At 71.9% G+C, this 20,085-nt stretch carries 15 protein-coding genes and 1 tRNA gene; all 16 read left to right on the forward strand.

Annotated elements, in window-relative coordinates:
• The first annotated feature begins 171 nt into the window (after positions 1–171).
• The 16 genes from V8J39_RS18955 to V8J39_RS19030 all read left to right on the forward strand — a co-directional run bounded on the left by V8J39_RS18955 (position 172) and on the right by V8J39_RS19030 (position 19,496).
• A complete protein-coding gene (locus V8J39_RS18955; protein ID WP_336462528.1) occupies positions 172–1,338 on the forward strand; it encodes a peptidoglycan glycosyltransferase FtsW in 1,167 nt (388 codons plus the stop codon).
• Between the two features lies 1 nt (position 1,339).
• Positions 1,340–2,458, forward strand: a complete 1,119-nt coding sequence (locus V8J39_RS18960; RefSeq protein ID WP_336462529.1) for a UDP-N-acetylglucosamine--N-acetylmuramyl-(pentapeptide) pyrophosphoryl-undecaprenol N-acetylglucosamine transferase — start codon at positions 1,340–1,342, stop codon at positions 2,456–2,458.
• Complete coding sequence (murC, locus tag V8J39_RS18965; protein ID WP_336462530.1) at positions 2,455–3,876, forward strand: UDP-N-acetylmuramate--L-alanine ligase; 1,422 nt, start codon at positions 2,455–2,457, stop codon at positions 3,874–3,876. Before V8J39_RS18960 ends, murC begins: the two co-directional genes overlap by 4 nt.
• A gap of 1 nt (position 3,877) precedes the next feature.
• Positions 3,878–4,138, forward strand: coding sequence for a DUF2484 family protein (locus tag V8J39_RS18970; protein ID WP_336462531.1), 261 nt, complete (start codon positions 3,878–3,880; stop codon positions 4,136–4,138).
• Positions 4,139–4,181: 43 nt separating this feature from the next.
• Positions 4,182–5,114 carry a UDP-N-acetylmuramate dehydrogenase gene (gene murB / locus V8J39_RS18975; RefSeq protein WP_336462532.1) on the forward strand — a complete coding sequence of 311 codons (933 nt, stop codon included), beginning with the start codon at positions 4,182–4,184 and terminating at the stop codon, positions 5,112–5,114.
• A gap of 129 nt (positions 5,115–5,243) precedes the next feature.
• The gene (locus V8J39_RS18980) at positions 5,244–6,134 is read left to right on the forward strand and encodes a D-alanine--D-alanine ligase (protein ID WP_442902616.1); all 891 of its coding nucleotides are present in this window, start codon (positions 5,244–5,246) and stop codon (positions 6,132–6,134) included.
• Positions 6,122–7,015 carry a cell division protein FtsQ/DivIB gene (locus V8J39_RS18985; protein ID WP_336462534.1) on the forward strand — a complete coding sequence of 298 codons (894 nt, stop codon included), beginning with the start codon at positions 6,122–6,124 and terminating at the stop codon, positions 7,013–7,015. Before V8J39_RS18980 ends, V8J39_RS18985 begins: the two co-directional genes overlap by 13 nt.
• A gap of 71 nt (positions 7,016–7,086) precedes the next feature.
• A complete protein-coding gene (ftsA, locus tag V8J39_RS18990) occupies positions 7,087–8,418 on the forward strand; it encodes a cell division protein FtsA (protein ID WP_336462535.1) in 1,332 nt (443 codons plus the stop codon).
• Between the two features lie 385 nt (positions 8,419–8,803).
• Positions 8,804–10,450, forward strand: coding sequence for a cell division protein FtsZ (ftsZ, locus tag V8J39_RS18995; RefSeq protein ID WP_336462536.1), 1,647 nt, complete (start codon positions 8,804–8,806; stop codon positions 10,448–10,450).
• A gap of 339 nt (positions 10,451–10,789) precedes the next feature.
• Complete coding sequence (gene lpxC, locus V8J39_RS19000) at positions 10,790–11,716, forward strand: UDP-3-O-acyl-N-acetylglucosamine deacetylase (RefSeq protein ID WP_336462537.1); 927 nt, start codon at positions 10,790–10,792, stop codon at positions 11,714–11,716.
• A gap of 199 nt (positions 11,717–11,915) precedes the next feature.
• Entirely contained in the window at positions 11,916–12,749 is an 834-nt protein-coding gene (locus V8J39_RS19005; RefSeq protein ID WP_336462538.1) for an outer membrane protein assembly factor BamD, read from the forward strand.
• 49 nt (positions 12,750–12,798) lie between these two features.
• Positions 12,799–14,460: a DNA repair protein RecN gene (recN, locus tag V8J39_RS19010; protein WP_336462539.1), complete on the forward strand. Its 1,662-nt coding sequence runs from the start codon at positions 12,799–12,801 to the stop codon at positions 14,458–14,460.
• Positions 14,460–15,122, forward strand: coding sequence for an HD domain-containing protein (locus V8J39_RS19015; RefSeq protein WP_336462540.1), 663 nt, complete (start codon positions 14,460–14,462; stop codon positions 15,120–15,122). Before recN ends, V8J39_RS19015 begins: the two co-directional genes overlap by 1 nt.
• Before the next feature lie 126 nt (positions 15,123–15,248).
• Positions 15,249–15,322, forward strand: a tRNA-Gly gene (locus tag V8J39_RS19020).
• 408 nt (positions 15,323–15,730) lie between these two features.
• A complete protein-coding gene (locus V8J39_RS19025) occupies positions 15,731–17,527 on the forward strand; it encodes an ABC transporter transmembrane domain-containing protein (RefSeq protein WP_336462541.1) in 1,797 nt (598 codons plus the stop codon).
• 91 nt (positions 17,528–17,618) lie between these two features.
• Positions 17,619–19,496: an acyl-CoA synthetase gene (locus tag V8J39_RS19030; protein WP_336462542.1), complete on the forward strand. Its 1,878-nt coding sequence runs from the start codon at positions 17,619–17,621 to the stop codon at positions 19,494–19,496.
• Positions 19,497–20,085: the final 589 nt, after the last annotated feature.

Consider the following 20,085-nt stretch of genomic DNA (forward strand, 5'->3'; position numbering starts at 1 on the left):
ACGACTTGTCCGGCCCGTCCAGCCTGCCACGGCGGGGCGGGGCCGCAAAGCGCCCCGTGCGCGCCGCGCCCGCGCCATCTTCGCGCTGGCGCGGGCGCGCCGGTCGCGCTAGACTCGCCGGCAGATCCGGGCACGAACCCGGGCATCCCGAGGCAGTGAAAGCGGTATCCCATGACGGAAATGGTCTTCGGCACCATGCCGGCCCGTGTCGGCGAGCCTGTGCTCCCGAAATGGTGGCGCACGATCGACAAGTGGTCGCTGTCGGCGGTCCTGCTGCTGTTCGGGGTCGGGCTGCTGCTGGGGCTGGCCTCGTCGCCGCCGCTGGCCGAGAAGAACGGGCTCAAGCCCTTCTACTACGTCGAGCGGCAGGCCTTCTTCGGGGTGATCGCGCTGGCGGTGATGTTCGGCGTGTCGATGCTGTCGCCGACGCAGGTGCGCCGGATGGGCGTGATGGGCTTCGCCATCGCCTTCGCCTCGATCGTGATGCTGCCCTTCCTGGGCACCGATTTCGGCAAGGGGGCGATCCGCTGGTACTCGATGGGCTTCGGCTCGGTGCAGCCGTCGGAATTCCTCAAGCCCTGCTTCGTGATCCTCACCGCCTGGCTGATCGCCGCCGCGCAGGAGCTGAACGGCCCGCCCGGCCGGCTCTACAGCTTCGCCATCGCGGTGACCGTGGTGCTGTTCCTCGCCGCCCAGCCCGACTTCGGCCAGGCCTCGCTGGTGATGTTCAGCTGGGGCGTGATCTACTTCGTCGGCGGCGCGCCGATCTTCCTGCTGGTGGCGATCTTCGGCCTTGTCGTCATGGGCGGCTTCACCGCCTATGAAAGCTCCGAGCACTTCGCCCGCCGGATCGACGGCTTCCTGACCGCCGAGGTCGATCCCCGCACCCAGATCGGCTATGCCACCAACGCGATCCAGAACGGCGGCTTCTTCGGCGTCGGCGTCGGCGAGGGCACCGTCAAGTGGTCGCTGCCCGACGCCCATACCGACTTCATCATCGCCGTCGCGGCCGAGGAATACGGCCTGATCATGGTGATGTGCATCATCGCGCTCTACGCCACCGTGGTCGTGCGGTCGTTCTTCCGGCTGATGCGCGAGCGCGATCCCTTCATCCGGCTCGCGGGCGCGGGCCTGGCCGCCGCCTTCGGCGTGCAGGCGATGATCAACATGGGCGTCGCGGTCCGGCTTCTGCCCGCCAAGGGCATGACGCTGCCCTTCGTCAGCTACGGCGGCTCGTCGGTGATCGCCTCGGGCATCGCGCTGGGGATGCTGCTCGCGCTGACCCGCAAGCGGCCGCAGGGCGAGATCGCCGACCACCTGATGCGCCGGGGTCGCTGACATGGCGGCGCCGCTCCTGCTCATCGCGGCAGGCGGCACCGGCGGGCACATGTTCCCCGCCCAGGCGCTGGCCGAGACGATGCTGGCGCGCGGCTGGCGGGTGAAGCTGTCCACCGATGCGCGCGGCGCGCGCTATGCCGGCGGCTTCCCCGAGGCGGTGCCCGTCGAGCAGGTGGCCTCGGCCACCTTCGCGCGCGGCGGCGCGCTGGCCAAGGCGGTGACGCCGCTGCGCATCGCGGGCGGGGTCGCCTCGGCGGCGATGGCGATGCTGCGCGACCGCCCCGCCGTGGTCGCGGGCTTCGGCGGCTATCCGTCGATCCCGGCGCTGGCGGCGGCAACGCTGCTGCGCGTGCCGCGGATGATCCACGAACAGAATGCCGTGCCGGGCAAGGTCAACCGGGTCTTCGCCACCCGCGTCGACGCCTTCGCCTGCTCGATCTGGCCGACGCGGCTGCCCGAGGGGGTGACGGGGGTCCATGTCGGCAACCCGGTGCGGGCCGCGGTGCTTGAACGCGCGGGCGCGCCCTACATGCCGCCCGGGCCCTATCCGGTGAACATCGTCGCGATCGGCGGCAGCCAGGGCGCGCGCGTGATCTCGGACGCGGTGCCCGCGGGGCTGGCGCTGCTGCCACCCGAGGTGCGCGACCGGCTGCGCGTCTCGCACCAGGCGCGGGGCGAGGACCAGGAGCGGGTGACCGAGGCCTATGCCATGGCCGGCATCGCCGCCGACGTCCAGCCCTTCTTCGCCGACATCCCCCGCCGCCTGTCCGAGGCGCAGCTGGTGATCTCGCGCTCGGGCGCCTCGTCGGTGGCCGACATCTCGGTGATCGGGCGGCCCTCGATCCTGATCCCCTTCGCCGCCGCCGCGGGCGATCACCAGACCGCGAACGCGCGCGGGCTGGTGGATGCCGGCGCCGCGGCGCTGGTGCCCGAGCGGCGCGCGACGCCGGACGAGATCGCGGGTCTCGTGGCGGCAGTGCTGGACAATCCGGGCGGCGCCATGCAGATGGCCCTTTCCGCCTTGCGGCAGGGCATTCCCGACGCGGCCGACCGGCTGGCGGACCTGGTCGAAACCGTCGCGCGGAAGGGCGCGGCCAACAAGAAGAAGGACGGGCAATGAACGCGGCAGCGACGAAACTCCCCCTCGAACTCGGGCCGATCCACTTCGTGGGCATCGGCGGCATCGGCATGTCGGGCATCGCCGAGGTGCTGATGACGCTGGGCTATCGGGTGCAGGGGTCGGACCTGAAGGCCTCGAAGATCACCGACCGGCTGGTGTCGCTGGGCGCCACCTTCTTCGAGGGGCAGGCCGCCTCGAACATCGGCGAGGCCGAGGTCGTGGTGATCTCCTCGGCGATCAAGAAGGGCAACCCGGAACTGGACGAGGCGCGCCGGCGCAACCTGCCGGTGGTGCGCCGGGCCGAGATGCTGGCCGAACTCATGCGCCTGCGCTCGAACATCGCGGTCGCGGGCACGCATGGCAAGACCACCACGACGACGATGGTCGCGACGCTGCTGGACAAGGGCGGGTTCGACCCGACCGTGATCAACGGCGGCGTGATCCATGCCTATGGCTCGAACGCGCGCGCGGGGCAGGGCGAGTGGATGGTGGTCGAGGCCGACGAGAGCGACGGCACCTTCAACCGCCTGCCCGCCACCATCGCCATCGTCACCAACATCGATCCCGAGCACATGGAGCACTGGGGCTCGATCGAGAACCTGCGCAAGGGCTTCCAGGACTTCGTCACCAACATCCCGTTCTACGGGCTGGCGGTCTGCTGCATCGACCACCCCGAGGTGCAGGCGCTGGTGGGCCGGGTCACCGACCGCCGCATCGCCACCTTCGGCTTCAACGCCCAGGCCGACGTGCGCGCGGTCAACCTGCGCTATGACAAGGGCGTGGCGCAGTTCGACATCCTGCTGCAGTCCGAGGACGGCATGATCGAGGGCTGCACCCTGCCGATGCCGGGCGACCACAACGTGTCGAACGCGCTGGCCGCGGTCGCCGTCGCGCGCCACCTCGGGATGAAGAAGGACGAGATCCGCGAGGCGCTGGCCAAGTTCGGCGGCGTCAACCGGCGCTTCACCAAGGTGGGCGAGGTGCTGGGCGGCGTCACCGTGATCGACGACTACGGCCACCACCCGGTCGAGATCGCCGCGGTGCTGAAGGCCGCGCGGCAGGCCGTCGCGGGCAATCCGCGCGCCCGCGTCATCGCCGTGCACCAGCCGCACCGCTACACCCGCCTGCATTCGCTGTTCGACGATTTCTGCACCTGCTTCAACGAGGCCGACGTCGTCGCCATCGCCGAGGTCTATGCCGCCGGCGAAGAGCCGATCCCGGGGGCCAGCCGCGACGACCTGGTGCAGGGGCTGATCGCCCACGGCCACCGCCACGCCCGCGCGATCCTGTCGGTCGACGACCTGGCGCGGCTGGTGCGGGAACAGGCGCGGCCGGGCGACATCGTCGTGTGCCTCGGCGCCGGCACGATCTCGGCCTGGGCCAACCTGCTGCCCGAGAAGCTGCGGGAGGCTGCGTGAGGTGGCCCTGTCGCTGGTTCTCCTCATGGCCTGGGTGACGGCCGTCAACGCGCTGCCCTTCGTGCCCGCGCGGCTGCGCCAGGGCGCGGGCGTCGCGCTGGTGGTCTGCGGCATCGCGGTGCTGGGCTACCTGACCGCGCATTGCGGCCCCGTCGCCGGCATCGTCGCGCTCTGCCTCGGGGCGGCGATGCTGCGCTGGCCGCCGACCGCGGCGCTGCGCCCGGCCTTGCATCGCGGGCGCCGGCCGCTAGAGAAGGCGTAAGCCTTCCCTTTCCGCCCGCCACGACCCGCCCGCGAGGACCGCCATGACCACCGACCCCGCCGAGATCCCCGTGCGCGGCACGCTGTCCGCCGGGCGCGCGCTGTCGGACCTGACCTGGCTGCGCGTCGGCGGCCCGGCCGACTGGCTGTTCCAGCCCGCCGATGCCGAAGACCTCGCGGCCTTCCTCGCCGCGCTCGATCCCGCGGTGCCGGTGTTCCCGATGGGCGTCGGCTCGAACCTGATCGTGCGCGACGGCGGGCTGCGCGCGGTGGTGATCCGGCTGGGCCGGGGCTTCAACGCCATCGACTGCGCGCAGGGCCGCGTCACCGCCGGTGCGGCCGCGCTCGACGCCCATGTCGCGCGGCGCGCGGCCGAGGCGGGGCTCGACCTCGCGTTCCTGCGCACGATCCCCGGCGCGATCGGCGGCGCGGTGCGGATGAACGCGGGCTGCTACGGCAGCTATACCTTCGACGCGCTGGCCGAGGTGCAGGCGGTGACCCGCGACGGCCGCGCCGTGACGCTGGCACCGGCCGAGCTGAAGCCCGGCTATCGCCAGACCGAGCTGCCCGAGGGCTGGGTGATCACCGCCGCGACCTTCGCGCCGCCCGCGGGCGATCCGGCCGCGCTGGCCGCGAAGATGGAGGCCCAGATCGCCAAGCGCGACGCGAGCCAGCCGTCGAAGGCGCGCACCGCGGGCTCGACCTTCCGCAACCCCGCCGGCTATTCCAGCACCGGCGAGGCGTCCGACACCCACGAGCTGAAGGCCTGGAAGCTGATCGACGAGGCCGGCATGCGCGGCGCCCGCCGGGGCGGGGCGGAGATGTCGGAAATGCACTGCAATTTCCTGCTGAATACCGGTGGCGCGAGCGCCGCCGACCTCGAGGGGCTGGGCGAGGAGATCCGCAAAAAGGTTTTGCAGGTTTCGGGAATTTCGCTAGAGTGGGAAATCATGCGCGTGGGCCAACCCGCGGCATGAGGGACAGGCCGGAAGCGGCTGAATAACAACAAATTCCGGGGTGAACCCCGAACTTGCCGCGGGTCTTCAACCGCGGAAGAAAACGAGGCGGGCATGTCGAGCAGGGCAGCCCCCAAAGTGGCAGTGTTGATGGGTGGACCCTCCGCGGAACGCGAGGTCTCGCTCGTCTCGGGGCGTGAATGCGCCCAGGCCCTTCGGGTGGCAGGTTACGAGGTCGTTGAGATCGACGCCGGACCCGAGGGCGGGGCGGACCTGTCCGCGCGGCTGGTCGCGGCCCGCGTCGACGTGGTCTTCAACGCGCTGCACGGCCGCTGGGGCGAGGATGGCTGCGTGCAGGGCCTTCTCGAATGGCTGCGCCTTCCCTACACGCATTCCGGCGTGCTGGCCTCGGCGCTGGCGATGGACAAGACCCGTGCCAAGGCCGCCTACCGCACCGCCGGCCTGCCGGTGGTCGAAAGCCTGCTCGTCAGCCGCGAGGCGGCCCGCGCCGCCCACCCGATGCCGGCCCCCTACGTCGTGAAGCCCAATGCCGAGGGCTCCTCGGTCGGGGTCTACATCGTGCAGGATGGCGCCAACGGCCCGGCGCAGCTGTCGGACGAGATGCCCGCGACGGTGATGGTCGAGACCTATGTCCCGGGGCGCGAGCTGACCTGTTCGGTGCTGGGCGACCGCGCGCTCTGCGTGACCGAGATCCTGACCTCGGGCTGGTACGACTATCACGCGAAATACGCCCCCGGCGGGTCGAGCCACATCCTGCCCGCCGACATCCCCGACGAGATCGCCGAGGCGGTGCGCGACTATGCGCTGCGCGCCCACGCGGTGCTGGGCTGCCGCGGCCTGTCGCGGTCGGACTTCCGCTGGAACCCCGACCTCGGGCTCGACGGGCTCTACATCCTCGAGACCAACACCCAGCCCGGGATGACGCCGACCTCGCTCTCGCCCGAGCAGGCGGCCCATGCGGGGCTGGGCTTCCCCGCGCTCTGCGCCTGGATCGTGGAGGACGCGTCGTGCAACCGGTAGGCTTCTCTGCCCAGCGTCGCGATCCCGCGCCCTCGCGCGCGGCCTACCGCCTGCACCGGCTGTGGCTGACGCCGATGTACCGCCGGCTGCTGCGGGTCGGGCTGCCGGTGGCGCTGATCGCCGCGGTGGGCGGGATCTACATGGCCTCGGAGACGCGGCGGGCGAACTTGTCGGCGGGGATCGAGTCGATCACCCGCTCGGTGCAGGACCGGCCCGAGTTCATGGTCTCGCTGATGGCGATCGACGGCGCCTCGGCGCCGCTGGCCGACGCGATCCGCAACGTGACCCAGATCCCGTTCCCGCTGTCGTCCTTCCAGCTCGACCTGCCGGCGCTGCGCGCGCAGATCGAGCAGATCGACGCGGTCAAGCGCGCCGAGCTGCGCGTGCGCTCGGGCGGTGTGCTGCAGATCGACGTGACCGAGCGGGTGCCGGCGCTGGTGTGGAAGCTGGATGGCGGGCTCTACGTCGTCGATGACGAGGGCCACCGCATCGCCCAGCTGACCTCGCGCGAGGCGCGCGCCGACCTGCCGCTGGTGGCGGGGGAGGGGGCCGAGCTTGCGGTGCCCGAGGCGCTGGCGATCTTCGCGGCCGCCCAGCCGATCCTGCCGCGGATCCGCGGCCTGGTGCGGATGGGCGAGCGGCGCTGGAACATCGTGCTGGACCGCGGCCAGGAGATCGAGCTGCCGACCGAGAACGCGGTGCGCGCGGTCGAGGCGGTGATCGCGCTGGACCGCGCCGAGGACATCCTGGCGCGCGACATCACGGTGGTGGACATGCGCAACCCCGAGCGGCCGACCCTGCGTCTGGCCGAGACGGCAGCGGCGCGGTTCCGGGGCGAGACCCCGAAATCGGACGGAAAGAAGCTCGTCGCAGGCAACTGAGGCGGGGCAATGGCGGCGGAACGCAACAGACGGCGGGTTCAAACCCACGCGGGCGGGCAAGAGGCGGTGACATGACGGAATTCTACCAGGCCCAGAGGGCGATGCGGAACATGCGCCGCGCGGCGATGCAGCGCGGCGTGATCGCCATTCTCGACGTGGGCACCTCGAAGATCGCCTGCCTCGTGCTGCAGTTCGACGGCCCCGAGCCGGAACGCGAGGACGGCCTGGGCTCGATGGCCGGGCAGTCGCAGTTCCGCGTGATCGGCGCCGCCACCACCCGATCGCGCGGCGTCCGCTTCGGCGAGATCGACGCCATGCAGGAGACCGAGCGCGCGATCCGCACCGCCGTTCAGGCCGCCCAGAAGATGGCCAATGTCCGCGTCGACCACGTGATCGCCTGCCTCTCGGGCGCCAACCCGCGCAGCTACGGCCTGGCCGGCGAGATCGACCTCGAGGCCGGGCAGGTCAGCGAGCAGGACATCGCCCGCGTCATGGCCTCGGCCGACGTGCCCGACTTCGGCCGCGGCCGCGAGGCGCTGCACGCCCAACCGGTGAACTTCGCGCTCGACCACCGCTCGGGCCTCGCCGACCCGCGCGGCCAGATCGGCAGCCGCCTTGCCGTCGACATGCACCTGCTGACCGTCGACCAGTCGGCGATCTCGAACCTGCTGCACTGCATCAAGCGCTGCGACCTCGAACTCGCCGGGCTTGCCTCGGGCGCCTATGTCTCGGGGATCTCGAGCCTGGTCGAGGACGAGCAGGAGCTGGGCGCGGCCTGCATCGACATGGGCGGCGGCGCGACCGGCATCTCGATCTTCATGAAGAAGCACATGATCTATGCCGACGCGGTGCGCCTTGGCGGCGATCACGTCACCTCGGACATCGCCAAGGGCCTGCAGGTGCCGATGGCCACGGCCGAGCGGATCAAGACCTTCTACGGCGGCGTGCACGCGACCGGCATGGACGACCGCGAGATGATCGAGATCGGCGGCGAGACCGGCGACTGGGAACGCGACCGCCGCCGCGTCAGCCGGGCCGAGCTGATCGGGATCATGCGCCCGCGCGTCGAGGAGATCCTCGAGGACGTGCGCGACCGGCTGGAGGTCGCGGGCTTCGACGACCTGCCGAGCCAGCAGATCGTGCTGTCGGGCGGCGCGAGCCAGATCCCCGGCCTCGACGGGCTGGCGGCGCGGATCCTGGGCCAGAACGTGCGCCTGGGGCGGCCGCTGCGGGTGCAGGGCCTGCCGCAGGCCGCGACCGGGCCCGCCTTCGCCTCGTCGGTGGGGCTGTGCCTGTTCGCGGCGCATCCGCAGGACGAGTGGTGGGATTTCGAGATCCCGGCCGAGCGCTATCCCGCCCGGTCGCTCAAGCGCGCGATGAGGTGGTTCCGCGACAACTGGTGACGCGCGGCCTCGTGACCGGCGGCGGGCTTTTCCCGTCGCGGCGCGGCTGGTATGAGTTTCCCCGGACGGCCCGCCAGAGGCCGCCGGGACGTCAGGTGGGCGAGCAGTCTCCCACACCGCCGGACGGCAGGACGATTCCCGCAAGGGATTCGCACAAGATCCTGTTGTCGCCTCGGAATGTGGTTCGGCCCCGCGGGCCCGCAATATGGTGGAGTTTCGGCAAGATACCGCTGGCCGAGGCTTCCGATCCCCCATATTTTGCGGCCAAAACGTGTTTTCCTCGTGACCTCCCGGCAAAGCATCGCTAATCTTTGCTGAAAGTGCGGGATAACGGCCGGGCCCCCCAAATCAGTCATGGCCGGCGGACATAACGGGCGGACATGCGATGACCCTGAACCTGACGATGAGCGATCACGAAGAGCTGAAGCCGCGGATCACCGTGTTCGGTGTCGGCGGGGCTGGCGGCAACGCGGTCAACAACATGATCGACAAGCAGCTTGAGGGGGTCGAGTTCGTCGTCGCGAACACCGACGCCCAGGCGCTGGCGCAGTCGAAGTCGCAGGCCCGGATCCAGATCGGCGGCAAGGTGACCGAGGGTCTCGGCGCGGGCGCCCGCCCCACCGTCGGCGCCGCGGCCGCCGAAGAGTCGATCGAGCAGATCGTCGACCACCTTGCCGGCGCGCACATGTGCTTCATCACTGCCGGCATGGGCGGCGGCACCGGCACCGGCGCCGCCCCGATCATCGCCCAGGCCGCGCGTGAGCTTGGCGTGCTGACCGTCGGCGTGGTCACCAAGCCCTTCCAGTTCGAAGGCACCAAGCGCATGCGTCAGGCCGAGGCCGGCGTCGAGGCGCTGCAGAAGGTCGTCGACACCCTCATCATCATCCCCAACCAGAACCTGTTCCGGCTGGCGAACGAGCGCACGACATTCACCGAAGCCTTCGCGATGGCCGACGACGTGCTCTATCAGGGCGTCAAGGGCATCTCGGACCTGATGGTGCGCCCGGGCCTGATCAACCTCGACTTCGCCGACGTCCGCTCGGTGATGGACGAGATGGGCAAGGCGATGATGGGCACCGGCGAAGCCGATGGCGAGGACCGCGCCCGCCACGCCGCCGAGAAGGCGATCGCGAACCCGCTTCTGGACGAGATCAGCCTCAACGGCGCCAAGGGCGTGCTGATCAACATCACCGGCGGCTACGACCTGACCCTGTTCGAGCTGGACGAGGCCGCGAACGTGATCCGCGAGAAGGTGGATCCGGAAGCCAACATCATCGTCGGCTCGACGCTGGACCCGGACATGGACGGCACGATGCGCGTCTCGGTCGTGGCGACCGGCATCGACGCGACGATCTCGGCCGAGGTTCCCGGACCGCGCCGCGCCAATGCCGCCCCGGCGGCGCCCGCCGCCGCGGCCCGTCCGGCCCCGGCCGCCCCGGCGCCCGCGCCGCGCGCCCCCGAGCCCGCCCGCGCCCCGGTGCAGGCCGCCGCGCCGCAGCCGCCGCAATATGACGAGCCGGTGCAGGACAGCTTCCCGGGCATCGCCCAGTCCTACGAGCCCGAGCCCGAGCCGCAGCAGGCCGTCGACGACGTGCCGCCGCCGGCCTACCGCCCGACCGCCGCGCAGGGCCGCACCACGATGCGCGACGTCCATGTCGAAGACGATGCCTCGGCCTTCGTCGCCCCGCGTCCGCGCCAGCCCGGCACGCCCTCGCCCGAGGCGCTGGCCCGGCTGCAGGCCGCCGCCGCCAAGGCCCCGGCACAGCGCCCGGCCGCCGAGCGTGCTCCGGCACCGCAGCCGCGCGCGCCGCAGCCCGCCCCGGCACCGGCCGCCGAGCGCCCCCGCTTCGGCATCAACTCGCTGATCAACCGCATGACCGGCGGCCACGGCGAGCATCACGCCCCCGAGCCGGCGCGCGCGCCGCAGCCCGCCCCGCGTCACCAGCCGCCGGTTTCGGCCTATGACGACGAGCAGGACCAGGAACAGGACCGGACCGAGATCCCGGCGTTCCTGCGCCGCCAGGCCAACTGATTTCGGTAACAGTTCACAGGGAAAAGGGCCGGGGCAATCCCGGCCCTTTTCCTTTGTGATCAATCGCTTGCGCGGTGAACTTTTTCGTTCAGGCGGGGTTGCGCGCATTTGCGTCGGATTTGTTTCACCGCGTTGCAATGTGTGAATTGTGCCTGTCGGGCCAACGTCTTACCTCCAGACTTGCCGGGGCGCCCCCATCAAGGGACGCGATCATCGGCAGGGCCCGGACCCGACCCGACCGCCGGAGAAGATCCCGGCATCCGCCGCCACCGACCCCCGACGGGGCAGGCGGACAAGGCCAGGACGGCTGGGCCACGACAAAACGAGGCAGGTAAGACCATGCAGACGACTCTCCGCTCCGCGATCACCTTCAAGGGTGTCGGCCTCCATTCCGGGGCCCCGGTTCGCATGACGCTGCACCCGGCCTCGGCGAATTACGGCATCTGGTTCCGCCGCACCGACCTGGCCGACGGCACCGATGCGCTGATCCCCGCGCGCTGGGACGCGGTCGTGCCGTCGAAGCTGTGCACGCTGGTCGAGAACCGCGCCGGCGTCTCGGTCTCGACGATCGAGCACGTGATGGCCGCGCTGGCCGGCACCGGTGTCCACAATGCCCTGATCGAGATCGACGGCCCCGAGGTCCCGATCCTCGACGGCTCGTCGGCGCCCTTCGTCGCCGCGATCATGGCCCGCGGCCTGCGCCAGCTTGCCGCCCCGGTCCGCGCGATCCGCATCCTCGACCCGGTTGAGTTCACCGAGGGCGAGGCCTCGGCCCGGCTCGAGCCCGGCGCCGAGGCGCTGGAGATGCGCTTCGACATCGACTTCGTCGACGCCGCCATCGGCCACCAGAGCCGCGAGCTGATCCTCGCGAACGGCGCCTTCGTGCGCGAGCTGTCCGACAGCCGCACCTTCTGCCGCCAGTCCGACGTGGAAGTGATGCAGAAGAACGGCCTCGCGCTGGGCGGCACCTACATGAACGCGGTCGTCTTCGACGGCGACCGGGTGCTGTCGCCGGGCGGGCTGCGCCACAGCGATGAGCCGGTGCGCCACAAGATGCTGGACGCGATGGGCGACCTCGCGCTGGCGGGCATGCCGATCCTGGGCCGCTACGTCGGCAACCGCGCCGGCCACGCGATGACCAACAAGCTGCTGCGCGCGCTGTTCGCCAAGCCCGAATCCTACCGCATCGTGACGCTTGCCGCCGATGCCGAGGCGTTCCTGCCGGGCGCGAATCTGTCGGTCGACGACCTGCCGGCCTACGCCTGACCGCCGGGGGCGCCGGGGCCGGCATGGCCCCGCCGAAGCCAGCCCCGCCGGGACGAAAGGCGTTTTGCGCACCGGATTTTTCTGTGCTACGAGGATGCGAACCGCCGTTGCGGCAGGGGGGAACGCCCCGGTCGCGACGGTCGAGAAACGGCCGCAAAGGCAAGACCAGGTGACGCAGGAACGAATGGGGCGGGGCAGGATGCGGACGGGGCGGACGGTGGTTGCCGGGCTGGCCCTGACGGCGCTTCTGGCCGGATGCGGCGCACGGCAGCCGAAAGAGCCGCCGATCGAGTCGCTGACCGCCGAACAGATCTACGAAAAGGCCGAGCGCTCGCTCGAGACCGAGAAGAGCGCGGGCGACGCCGCCCAGCTGTTCTCCGAGGTCGAGCGTCTCTATCCCTATTCCGACTGGGCCAAGCGCGCGCTGATCATGCAGGCCTTCGCCTATCACCAGGCCGGCGACTACGAACAGAGCCGCGGCGCCGCCCAGCGCTATGTCGACTTCTACCCGGGCGAGGAGGACGCGGCCTATGCGCAGTACCTGCTCGCGCTGTCCTACTACGACCAGATCGACGATGTCGGCCGCGACCAAGGCCTGACCTTCCAGGCGCTGCAGGCGCTGCGCAAGGTGATCGAGGACTACCCCGACAGCGAATACGCCTCGACCGCGATGCTGAAGTTCGACCTCGCCTTCGACCACCTCGCGGCGAAGGAGATGGAGATCGGGCGCTACTACCTGCGCCGGGGCAACTACACGGCCGCGATCAACCGCTTCCGCGTCGTGGTCGAGCAGTTCCAGACCACCACCCAGACCCCCGAGGCGCTGCACCGGCTGGTCGAGGCCTACCTGTCGCTGGGCCTGGTGAACGAGGCCAAGACCGCGGGCGCGATCCTGGGCCACAACTTCCGCTCGACCGAGTGGTACCAGGACAGCTACCGCCTGCTGACCTCGAAGGGGCTCAAGCCCGAGGCGAGTGGCGACGGCTGGCTGTCGTCGATCTATCGCCAGACGATCCGCGGCGAGTGGATGTGACCATGTCCGCGACTGGCCCCCGGCGGGGCCGGCCGCTTCGGGGGCGGTGATGCTTGTCTCGCTGGAAGTCCGCGATCTTCTGCTGATCGACCGGCTGTCGCTTGAATTCGACGCCGGTCTCAACGTGCTGACCGGCGAGACCGGGGCCGGCAAGTCCATCCTTCTCGACGCGCTGGGCTTCGTGCTGGGCTGGCGCGGCCGCGCCGACCTCGTGCGCGCGGGCGCCGCGCAGGGCGAGGTGACGGCGGTCTTCGCGCTGCCGCAGGGCCACCCGGCGGCCGAAGTGCTGACCGAGGCCGGCATCGCGCTCGAGGACGAGCTGATCCTGCGCCGCGTCACCACGCCCGAGGGCCGCAAGACCGGCTGGATCAACGACCGCCGCGTCTCGGGCGAGGTGATGCGCCAGCTGTCCGAGCGGCTGGTGGAACTGCATGGCCAGCACGACGACCGCGGCCTGCTGGACCCCCGCGGCCACCGCGCGCTGCTTGACGCCTTCCTCGGCGCGCCGGCCTGGCGGCTGGCGGCCCGCGCGGCCTGGACCCGGCTCGCCGCCGCCCGCCGCGCCGCGGCCGAGGCCGAGACCCGCATCGCCGCCCTGCGCGCCGAGGAGGATTTCCTGCGCCACGCCGTGGCCGAGTTCGACAAGCTCGATCCCCGGCCGGGGGAAGAGGCCGCGCTCGACGCCCGCCGGCGCGAGATGCAGGGCGCCCAGCGCATCCGCGACGATGTCGCCCGCGCCTATCAGGCGATCTCGCCCGACGGGGCCGAGGGCGCGATGGGCGACGCGATCCGCTGGCTGGAAGGCGCCTCGGACCGGGCAGGGGGGCGGCTCGACGCGCCGCTCGCCGCGCTCGACCGCGCGATGATCGAACTGGCCGAGGCCCAGGCCGGGGTCGAGGCCGCGCTCGAGGCGCTGCGCTTCGACCCGTCCGAGCTGGAAACCACCGAAGAGCGGCTGTTCGCGATCCGGGCGCTCGCGCGCAAGCACGGTGTCGCGCCCGACGATCTCGGCGGCTTCGCCGAGGGCCTGCGCACGCGCCTCGCCGGGCTCGACGGCGGCGAGGCCGACCTCGCGGCGCTGGCCGCCGCCGTCACCGCCGCGCGCGCCGACTACGACCGGGCGGCGGCGGACCTGACGCGGCAGCGCACCGCGGCGGCCGGGCGGCTCGATGCCGCGATGGCGGCCGAGCTTGCGCCGCTGAAGATGGAGCGCGCGCAGTTCCGCACCGTGATCGAACCGGCCGAGCCGGGGCCCGACGGCAGCGACCTTGTCAGCTTCACCGTCGCGACCAACCCCGGCGCGCCGCCGGGGCCGCTCAACCGCATCGCCTCGGGGGGCGAGCTGTCGCGCTTCCTGCTCGCGCTCAAGGTCTGCCTCGCGCGCGACGGCGAGGCGCAGGTGATGATCTTCGACGAGATCGACCGCGGCGTCGGCGGCGCCACCGCGGACGCGGTCGGGCGCCGGCTGGAACGGCTGGCCGTCACCGCGCAGGTGCTGGTGGTGACCCATTCGCCGCAGGTGGCGGCGCGCGGCGCCCGGCACTGGCGGGTGTCCAAGGCGGTCTCGGGCGCCGCCGGGGCCGAGATCACCACCTCGCGGGTCGAGCCGCTGGACGCCGGCGAGCGCGTCGACGAACTGGCGCGGATGCTCTCGGGCGAGAGCGTGACCGAGGCCGCCCGCGCCGCCGCCCGCGCCCTGATCGAGGGGTGATGGCGGCGCCCGTCACCGCCCTCGACCCCGCGCGCTTCCCCGACCCCGGCCTCGCGGCGGCGCTGCTGCCCCATGCCTTCGACCGGCGCGACGGCGCCCATGACGAGGGGCACCTCTGGCGCGTCTGGCGCAGCGCAGCGCGCATCGCCGCGGCCGAGGGCGGCGATCTGCGGATCCTGCAGGCGGCGGCGCTGCTGCACGACTGCGTCAACCTGCCCAAGACCGCGCCCGGGCGGCACCTCGCCTCGCGGCAGGCGGCGGCGCGGGCGCGCGGGCTGCTGGCCGCGATCGGCTGGGACGCGCCCGCCATCGACGCCGTCGCCCACGCGATCGAGGCGCACAGCTTCTCGGCCGGGATCCCGCCCGGGACGCTCGAGGCCGCGATCCTGCGCGATGCCGACCGGCTCGACGCGCTGGGCTTCATCGGCGTCGCGCGCTGCTTTCACGTCGCGGGGCAGGGCGGGCGCGCCATCGCCCACCCCGACGACCCGGCCGCCACCCGCCGCCCGCTCGACGACACCGCCTTCGCGCTCGACCATTTCGCGACCAAGCTGATGGGTCTCGCCGGGGGCATGCTCACCGCGACGGGGCGGGCGATGGCGGCCGAACGCGCGGCGCGGCTCGAACACTTCCGCGCGATCCTGCTCGACGAGCTGTCCTGATCCGTGCGCCCGCCCGCCCGGGCAAGGCGCAGGCGGCCCGGCGGGCGGCGCCGGGCAGGCCCCCGCGCGATCCGCACGTCTCCCTCTTGCGAAGCGCCCCCAGCCCCCGCTATACGGGGCGCGAGCGCGGGTATGGTGTAGTGGTAGCGCCTTAGCCTTCCAAGCTAATGGGGCGGGTTCGATTCCCGCTACCCGCTCCAGGAATTCACGACATTCCAGGTCCTTGACCGCCAGAGCCGCCGCCGGCCCGGGCCGGTCGTGCGCTTGCGCGCCACGATGCCCGCCCCCGTGCCCGCCCATGTGCCCGCCCCCGTGCGCGCCCCGGGGCGCCCGCCGCCCCGCCATCCGTCCGCACCCACCGCCCCGTTTCGCCTTGGCCGAAATATCCCGGGGGTCCGGGGGCAGCGCCCCCGGCCCTCGCCGAAAGGTATCACCCCCCCGCGACCNCCGCACCCACCGCCCCGTTTCGCCTTGGCCGAAATATCCCGGGGGTCCGGGGGCAGCGCCCCCGGCCCTCGCCGAAAGGTATCACCCCCCCGCGACCTCGCATCGCTTGCCCTTGCGCCCCAAGGCCCCTAAGACCCGCCCCGCAACAGGAGAGGCAAGCGATGGCCAGACGTCCGCAACCTGTGGGTCCCGACCGCGAGGGCTCGAAACGTATCGGATCGCTGCGCGCGCTGATGCCGTTCTTCCGCCCCTACCGGCTGCTCGCGCTTGGCGCGGCGCTGGCGCTGACCGCCACCGCCGGGGTCAGCCTGGTGCTGCCGGTCGCGGTGCGCCGGGTCGTCGACGGCTTCAATCAGGGCGCGGCGCTGCTCGACCAGTACTTCCTCGCCGCCCTCGGCATCGCGGCGCTGCTCGCCGTCGGCACCGGCCTGCGCTACATGCTGGTGACGCGGCTGGGCGAGCGGGTGGTGGCCGACATCCGCCGCGCCGTCTTCGACCGCGTCATCGCCATGAGCCCCGCGTTCTACGAACGCATCCTGACGGGCGAGATCATCAGCCGCATCACCACCGACACCACGCTGATCCTGTCGGTGATCGGCTCGTCGGTCTCGATCGCGCTCAGGAATTTCCTGATCCTGATCGGCTCGCTGGCGCTGCTGATGCTGACCTCGTTCAAGCTCACGCTGCTCGTCCTTCTGATCGTGCCCGCCGTCATCGTGCCGATCGTGGTGCTGGGCCGGCGCCTGCGCAGGCTCAGCCGCGAGAACCAGGACTGGATCGCCGCCTCCTCGGGCTCGGCCGCCGAGGTGCTGGCCTCGGCCCAGACCGTGCAGGCCTTCACCCACGAGCCGCAGGCCCGCGCCGAGTTCGCCCGCGTGACCGAGGCCAGCTTCGCCTCGGCCGCGGCCCGGATCCGGGTGCGCACGGCGATGACGGTGATCGTGATCCTGCTGGTGTTCTCGGGCGTCGTCGGCGTGCTGTGGATCGGCGCGCGCGACGTGCGCGCGGGCGGCATGTCGGTGGGCCAGCTGGTCCAGTTCGTGATCTACGCGGTGATGGCCGCGGGCTCGACCGGCGCGCTCAGCGAGATCTGGGGCGAGCTGCAGCGCGCCGCCGGCGCGACCGAACGCCTGTCGGAACTGCTGGCCGCCGAGGACAGCGTGACCGATCCCGCCCGGCCGCGGGCGCTGCCCGCCCCGGTGCGCGGCGCGCTCGCCTTCGAGGGCGTGCGCTTCCACTATCCCTCGCGCCCCGGGGTCTCGGCGCTCGAAGGCATCGACCTGACCGTGAACCCGGGCGAGACGGTCGCGCTCGTCGGGCCCTCGGGCGCGGGCAAGACCACGATCATCCAGCTGATCCTGCGCTTCTACGATCCGCAGATCGGCCGGGTGACGCTGGACGGGATCGACCTGAAGGACATGGCGCGCCCCGCCTTCCGCGAACACGTGGCGCTGGTGCCGCAGGATCCGGTGATCTTCGCCGCGACCGCGCGCGACAACATCCGCTTCGGCCGCCCCGGCGCCAGCGACGCCGAGGTCGACGCCGCCGCCCGCGCCGCCGCCGCGCATGACTTCATCGAGGCGCTGCCCGAAGGCTACGACAGCTATGTCGGCGAGCGCGGCGTGATGCTGTCGGGCGGGCAGAAGCAGCGCATCGCCATCGCCCGCGCGATCCTGCGCGACGCGCCGGTGCTGCTTCTGGACGAGGCGACCTCGGCGCTCGACGCCGAATCCGAACGGCTGGTGCAGGGCGCGGTGGACCGGCTGGCCGAGAACCGCACCACGATCATCATCGCCCACCGGCTGGCCACGGTGAAGAAGGCCGACCGGATCGTGGTCTTCGATCAGGGCCGCATCGTCGCGCAGGGCACCCATGACGCGCTGGTGGCCGAGGGGGGCCTCTACGCGCGCCTCGCCCGGCTGCAGTTCACCGAGGGGCTCGAGCCCGCCGAGGCCTGAGCGCGGGGCGGCGGCCACGGCGCGCTTGCCTTCGCGGGCGCGCGCCGCCACTGTCCCCGCCACCACCGCAACGGGCAGGGAGGCCCGCGCCATGACCGTCCTCGGTCTCGAAGACCGCGCCCGGATCGAAGCCGAGGCGACCTGGGAGGAGCGGGGCGCCCCGCGCACGATCCACCGCTTCCTTAGCGCCGCCGCCGCGCGCCACCCGCGGCGCCCGGCGCTCAGCTTCCAGATCACCTCGGGCCCGCGCGACCGGGCGACGACGCTCGACTGGACCGCGCTTCTCGCCGCGGCGACCCGGGCCGCAAACCTCTTCCGCCGCCTCGGCATCGGCCCGTCGGACACCGTGGCGCTGGTGCTGCCGAACTGCACCGAGACCGCCGCGGCGCTGCTTGGCGCGATGATCGCGGGCGTCGTCGTGCCGATCAACGCCCTGCTCGAGCCGCGCCAGATCGCCGCGATCCTGGCCGAGACCGGGGCGAAGGGCGTCGTCACCCTCGCGCCGTTCCCGAAATCCGACCTCAGCCAGAAGGTCGCGCAGGCGCTCGACGGGGCGCCGGCGGTGGCATGGGTGGCCGAGATCGACCTTGCCCATCACCTTGGCGCGCCCAAACGCTGGATCGTGCCGCTGGTGCGCCCCAAGCGCGCCGCCGATCCGCGCCCGGTGACGCGGGTCGACTTCGCGCGCGCCTGCGCGGCCGAGCCCGCGACGCTCGCCTTCGACGATCCCGAAGACGACCGCATCGGCGCGATGTTCCACACCGGCGGCACCACCGGCGCGCCGAAGCTGGCCCGCCACCTCGTCTCGGGCATGGTCTACAACGGCTGGCTGGGCGGCACCCTGCTGTTTGACGAGCGCGACGTGCTGATCTGCCCGCTGCCGCTGTTCCACGTCTTCGCCGCCTATCCGATCCTGATGTCCTGCATCGCCTCGGGCGCGCACATGGTGCTGCCGACCCCGGCGGGCTATCGCGGCGAGGGCGTGTTCGACAATTTCTGGAAGCTGATCGACCGCTGGGGCGTGACCTTCCTGATCACCGTGCCCACCGCCATCGCCGCGCTGATGCAGCGCCCGGTCGATGCCGATGTCTCCAGCCTCAGGATGGCGATCTCCGGCTCGGCGCCGCTGCCGGTCGAGCTGTACCAGCGCTTCAAGGCCGCCACCGGCGTCGAGATCGCCGAGGGCTACGGCCTGACCGAGGTCACCTGCCTCGTGTCCTGCAACCCGCCCGACGGGCTGAAGAAGGTGGGCTCGGTCGGCATCCCGATGCCCTACACCCATGTGCGCATCCTCAAGGGGCCGCCCGACGCCCCGGTCGACTGCGCCGTCGACGAGATCGGCGAGATCTGCGTGGCCAGCCCCGGGGTCTTCCCCGGCTCGACCTATCTGCAGGCCGACCGCAACCACGACCTGTTCGCCGAGGGGACCTATCTGCGCACCGGCGATCTCGGCCGGATCGACGCGGATGGCTATCTCTGGATCACCGGCCGCTCGAAGGACCTGATCATCCGTGGCGGTCACAACATCGACCCCGGCGCGATCGAGGCGGCGCTGCTGTCGCATCCGGCGGTGGCCTTCGCCGGCGCGATCGGCCAGCCCTGCGATTTCGCGGGCGAGCTGCCCTGCGCCTATGTCGAGCTGGTCGCGGGGGCCGAGGCCACGCCCGAGGCGCTGATCGCCCATGCCGCCGGGCTTCTGCCCGAACGCGCGATGATCCCCAAGCACCTCGAGATCCTGCCCGAGCTGCCGAAGACCGCCGTCGGCAAGATCTTCAAGCCGGCACTGCGGCGGCGGGCGATCGCCCGGGTCTTCGACGGCTGCCTCGAGGGGACCGGCGCCCGCGTGGCCGAGGTGACCGAGGACCCGCGCCGCGGTCTCGTCGCCCGGATCGCGGCCGGAGCGGGGGCGGATCGCGCGGCGATCCGGGCCCGGCTCGATGCCTTTGCCCAGCCCTGGGACTGGTCCTGACCTCTCGCCCAGGGCCTCATCGCGGGGGCTTCACCGAGGGGAGGCGGGGCAGGGGGGGTAAACGGGCGCCGAACGCGCCGCGCGTTGGGGGTGCACAGGGGGTGCACAGGGGGTGCACGCCCGGTGGCGGCCCTGTGGAGCGCCGGTGCAGAGCGGGCGGCCGCACCCGGAGCCCCGACTCGCGGGCCGCAAATGCCGGGACTCGGCCGGAAAATCGCCTGCGAGTCCCCGTGATCGACGGCAGGGGAGGGGAGAGTCGTTGTGATTCCGCCCGCTGACGCCGCCGCGCGGCGCCGATGCGGCAGGTTCACCCTGTGGATAACCGCACAAGGAACAGGCGCATCGCCCAGAAAAACAGGGGTTCGCGAAGTTTCTGTGACGGTCCACGAAAAAAGTGCTTGCGGACCCCGGCCGAGATCCCTAGAAACCCCTCTACCGAAGCGACGGTGACGCCAACGACGGAAACGACGGCAGCGCCACGGACGCGACGGAGACGAAATTCGAAGACGGTTGGAGCGGGTGGCGCCAAGGGATTGGCGGTCCGGTTTGATTTTGTCTTCACGCTCTTTGACATTGATGGATGACTGAA

The organism is Frigidibacter sp. MR17.24 (assembly GCF_037095655.1).
GTDB lineage: Bacteria > Pseudomonadota > Alphaproteobacteria > Rhodobacterales > Rhodobacteraceae > Frigidibacter.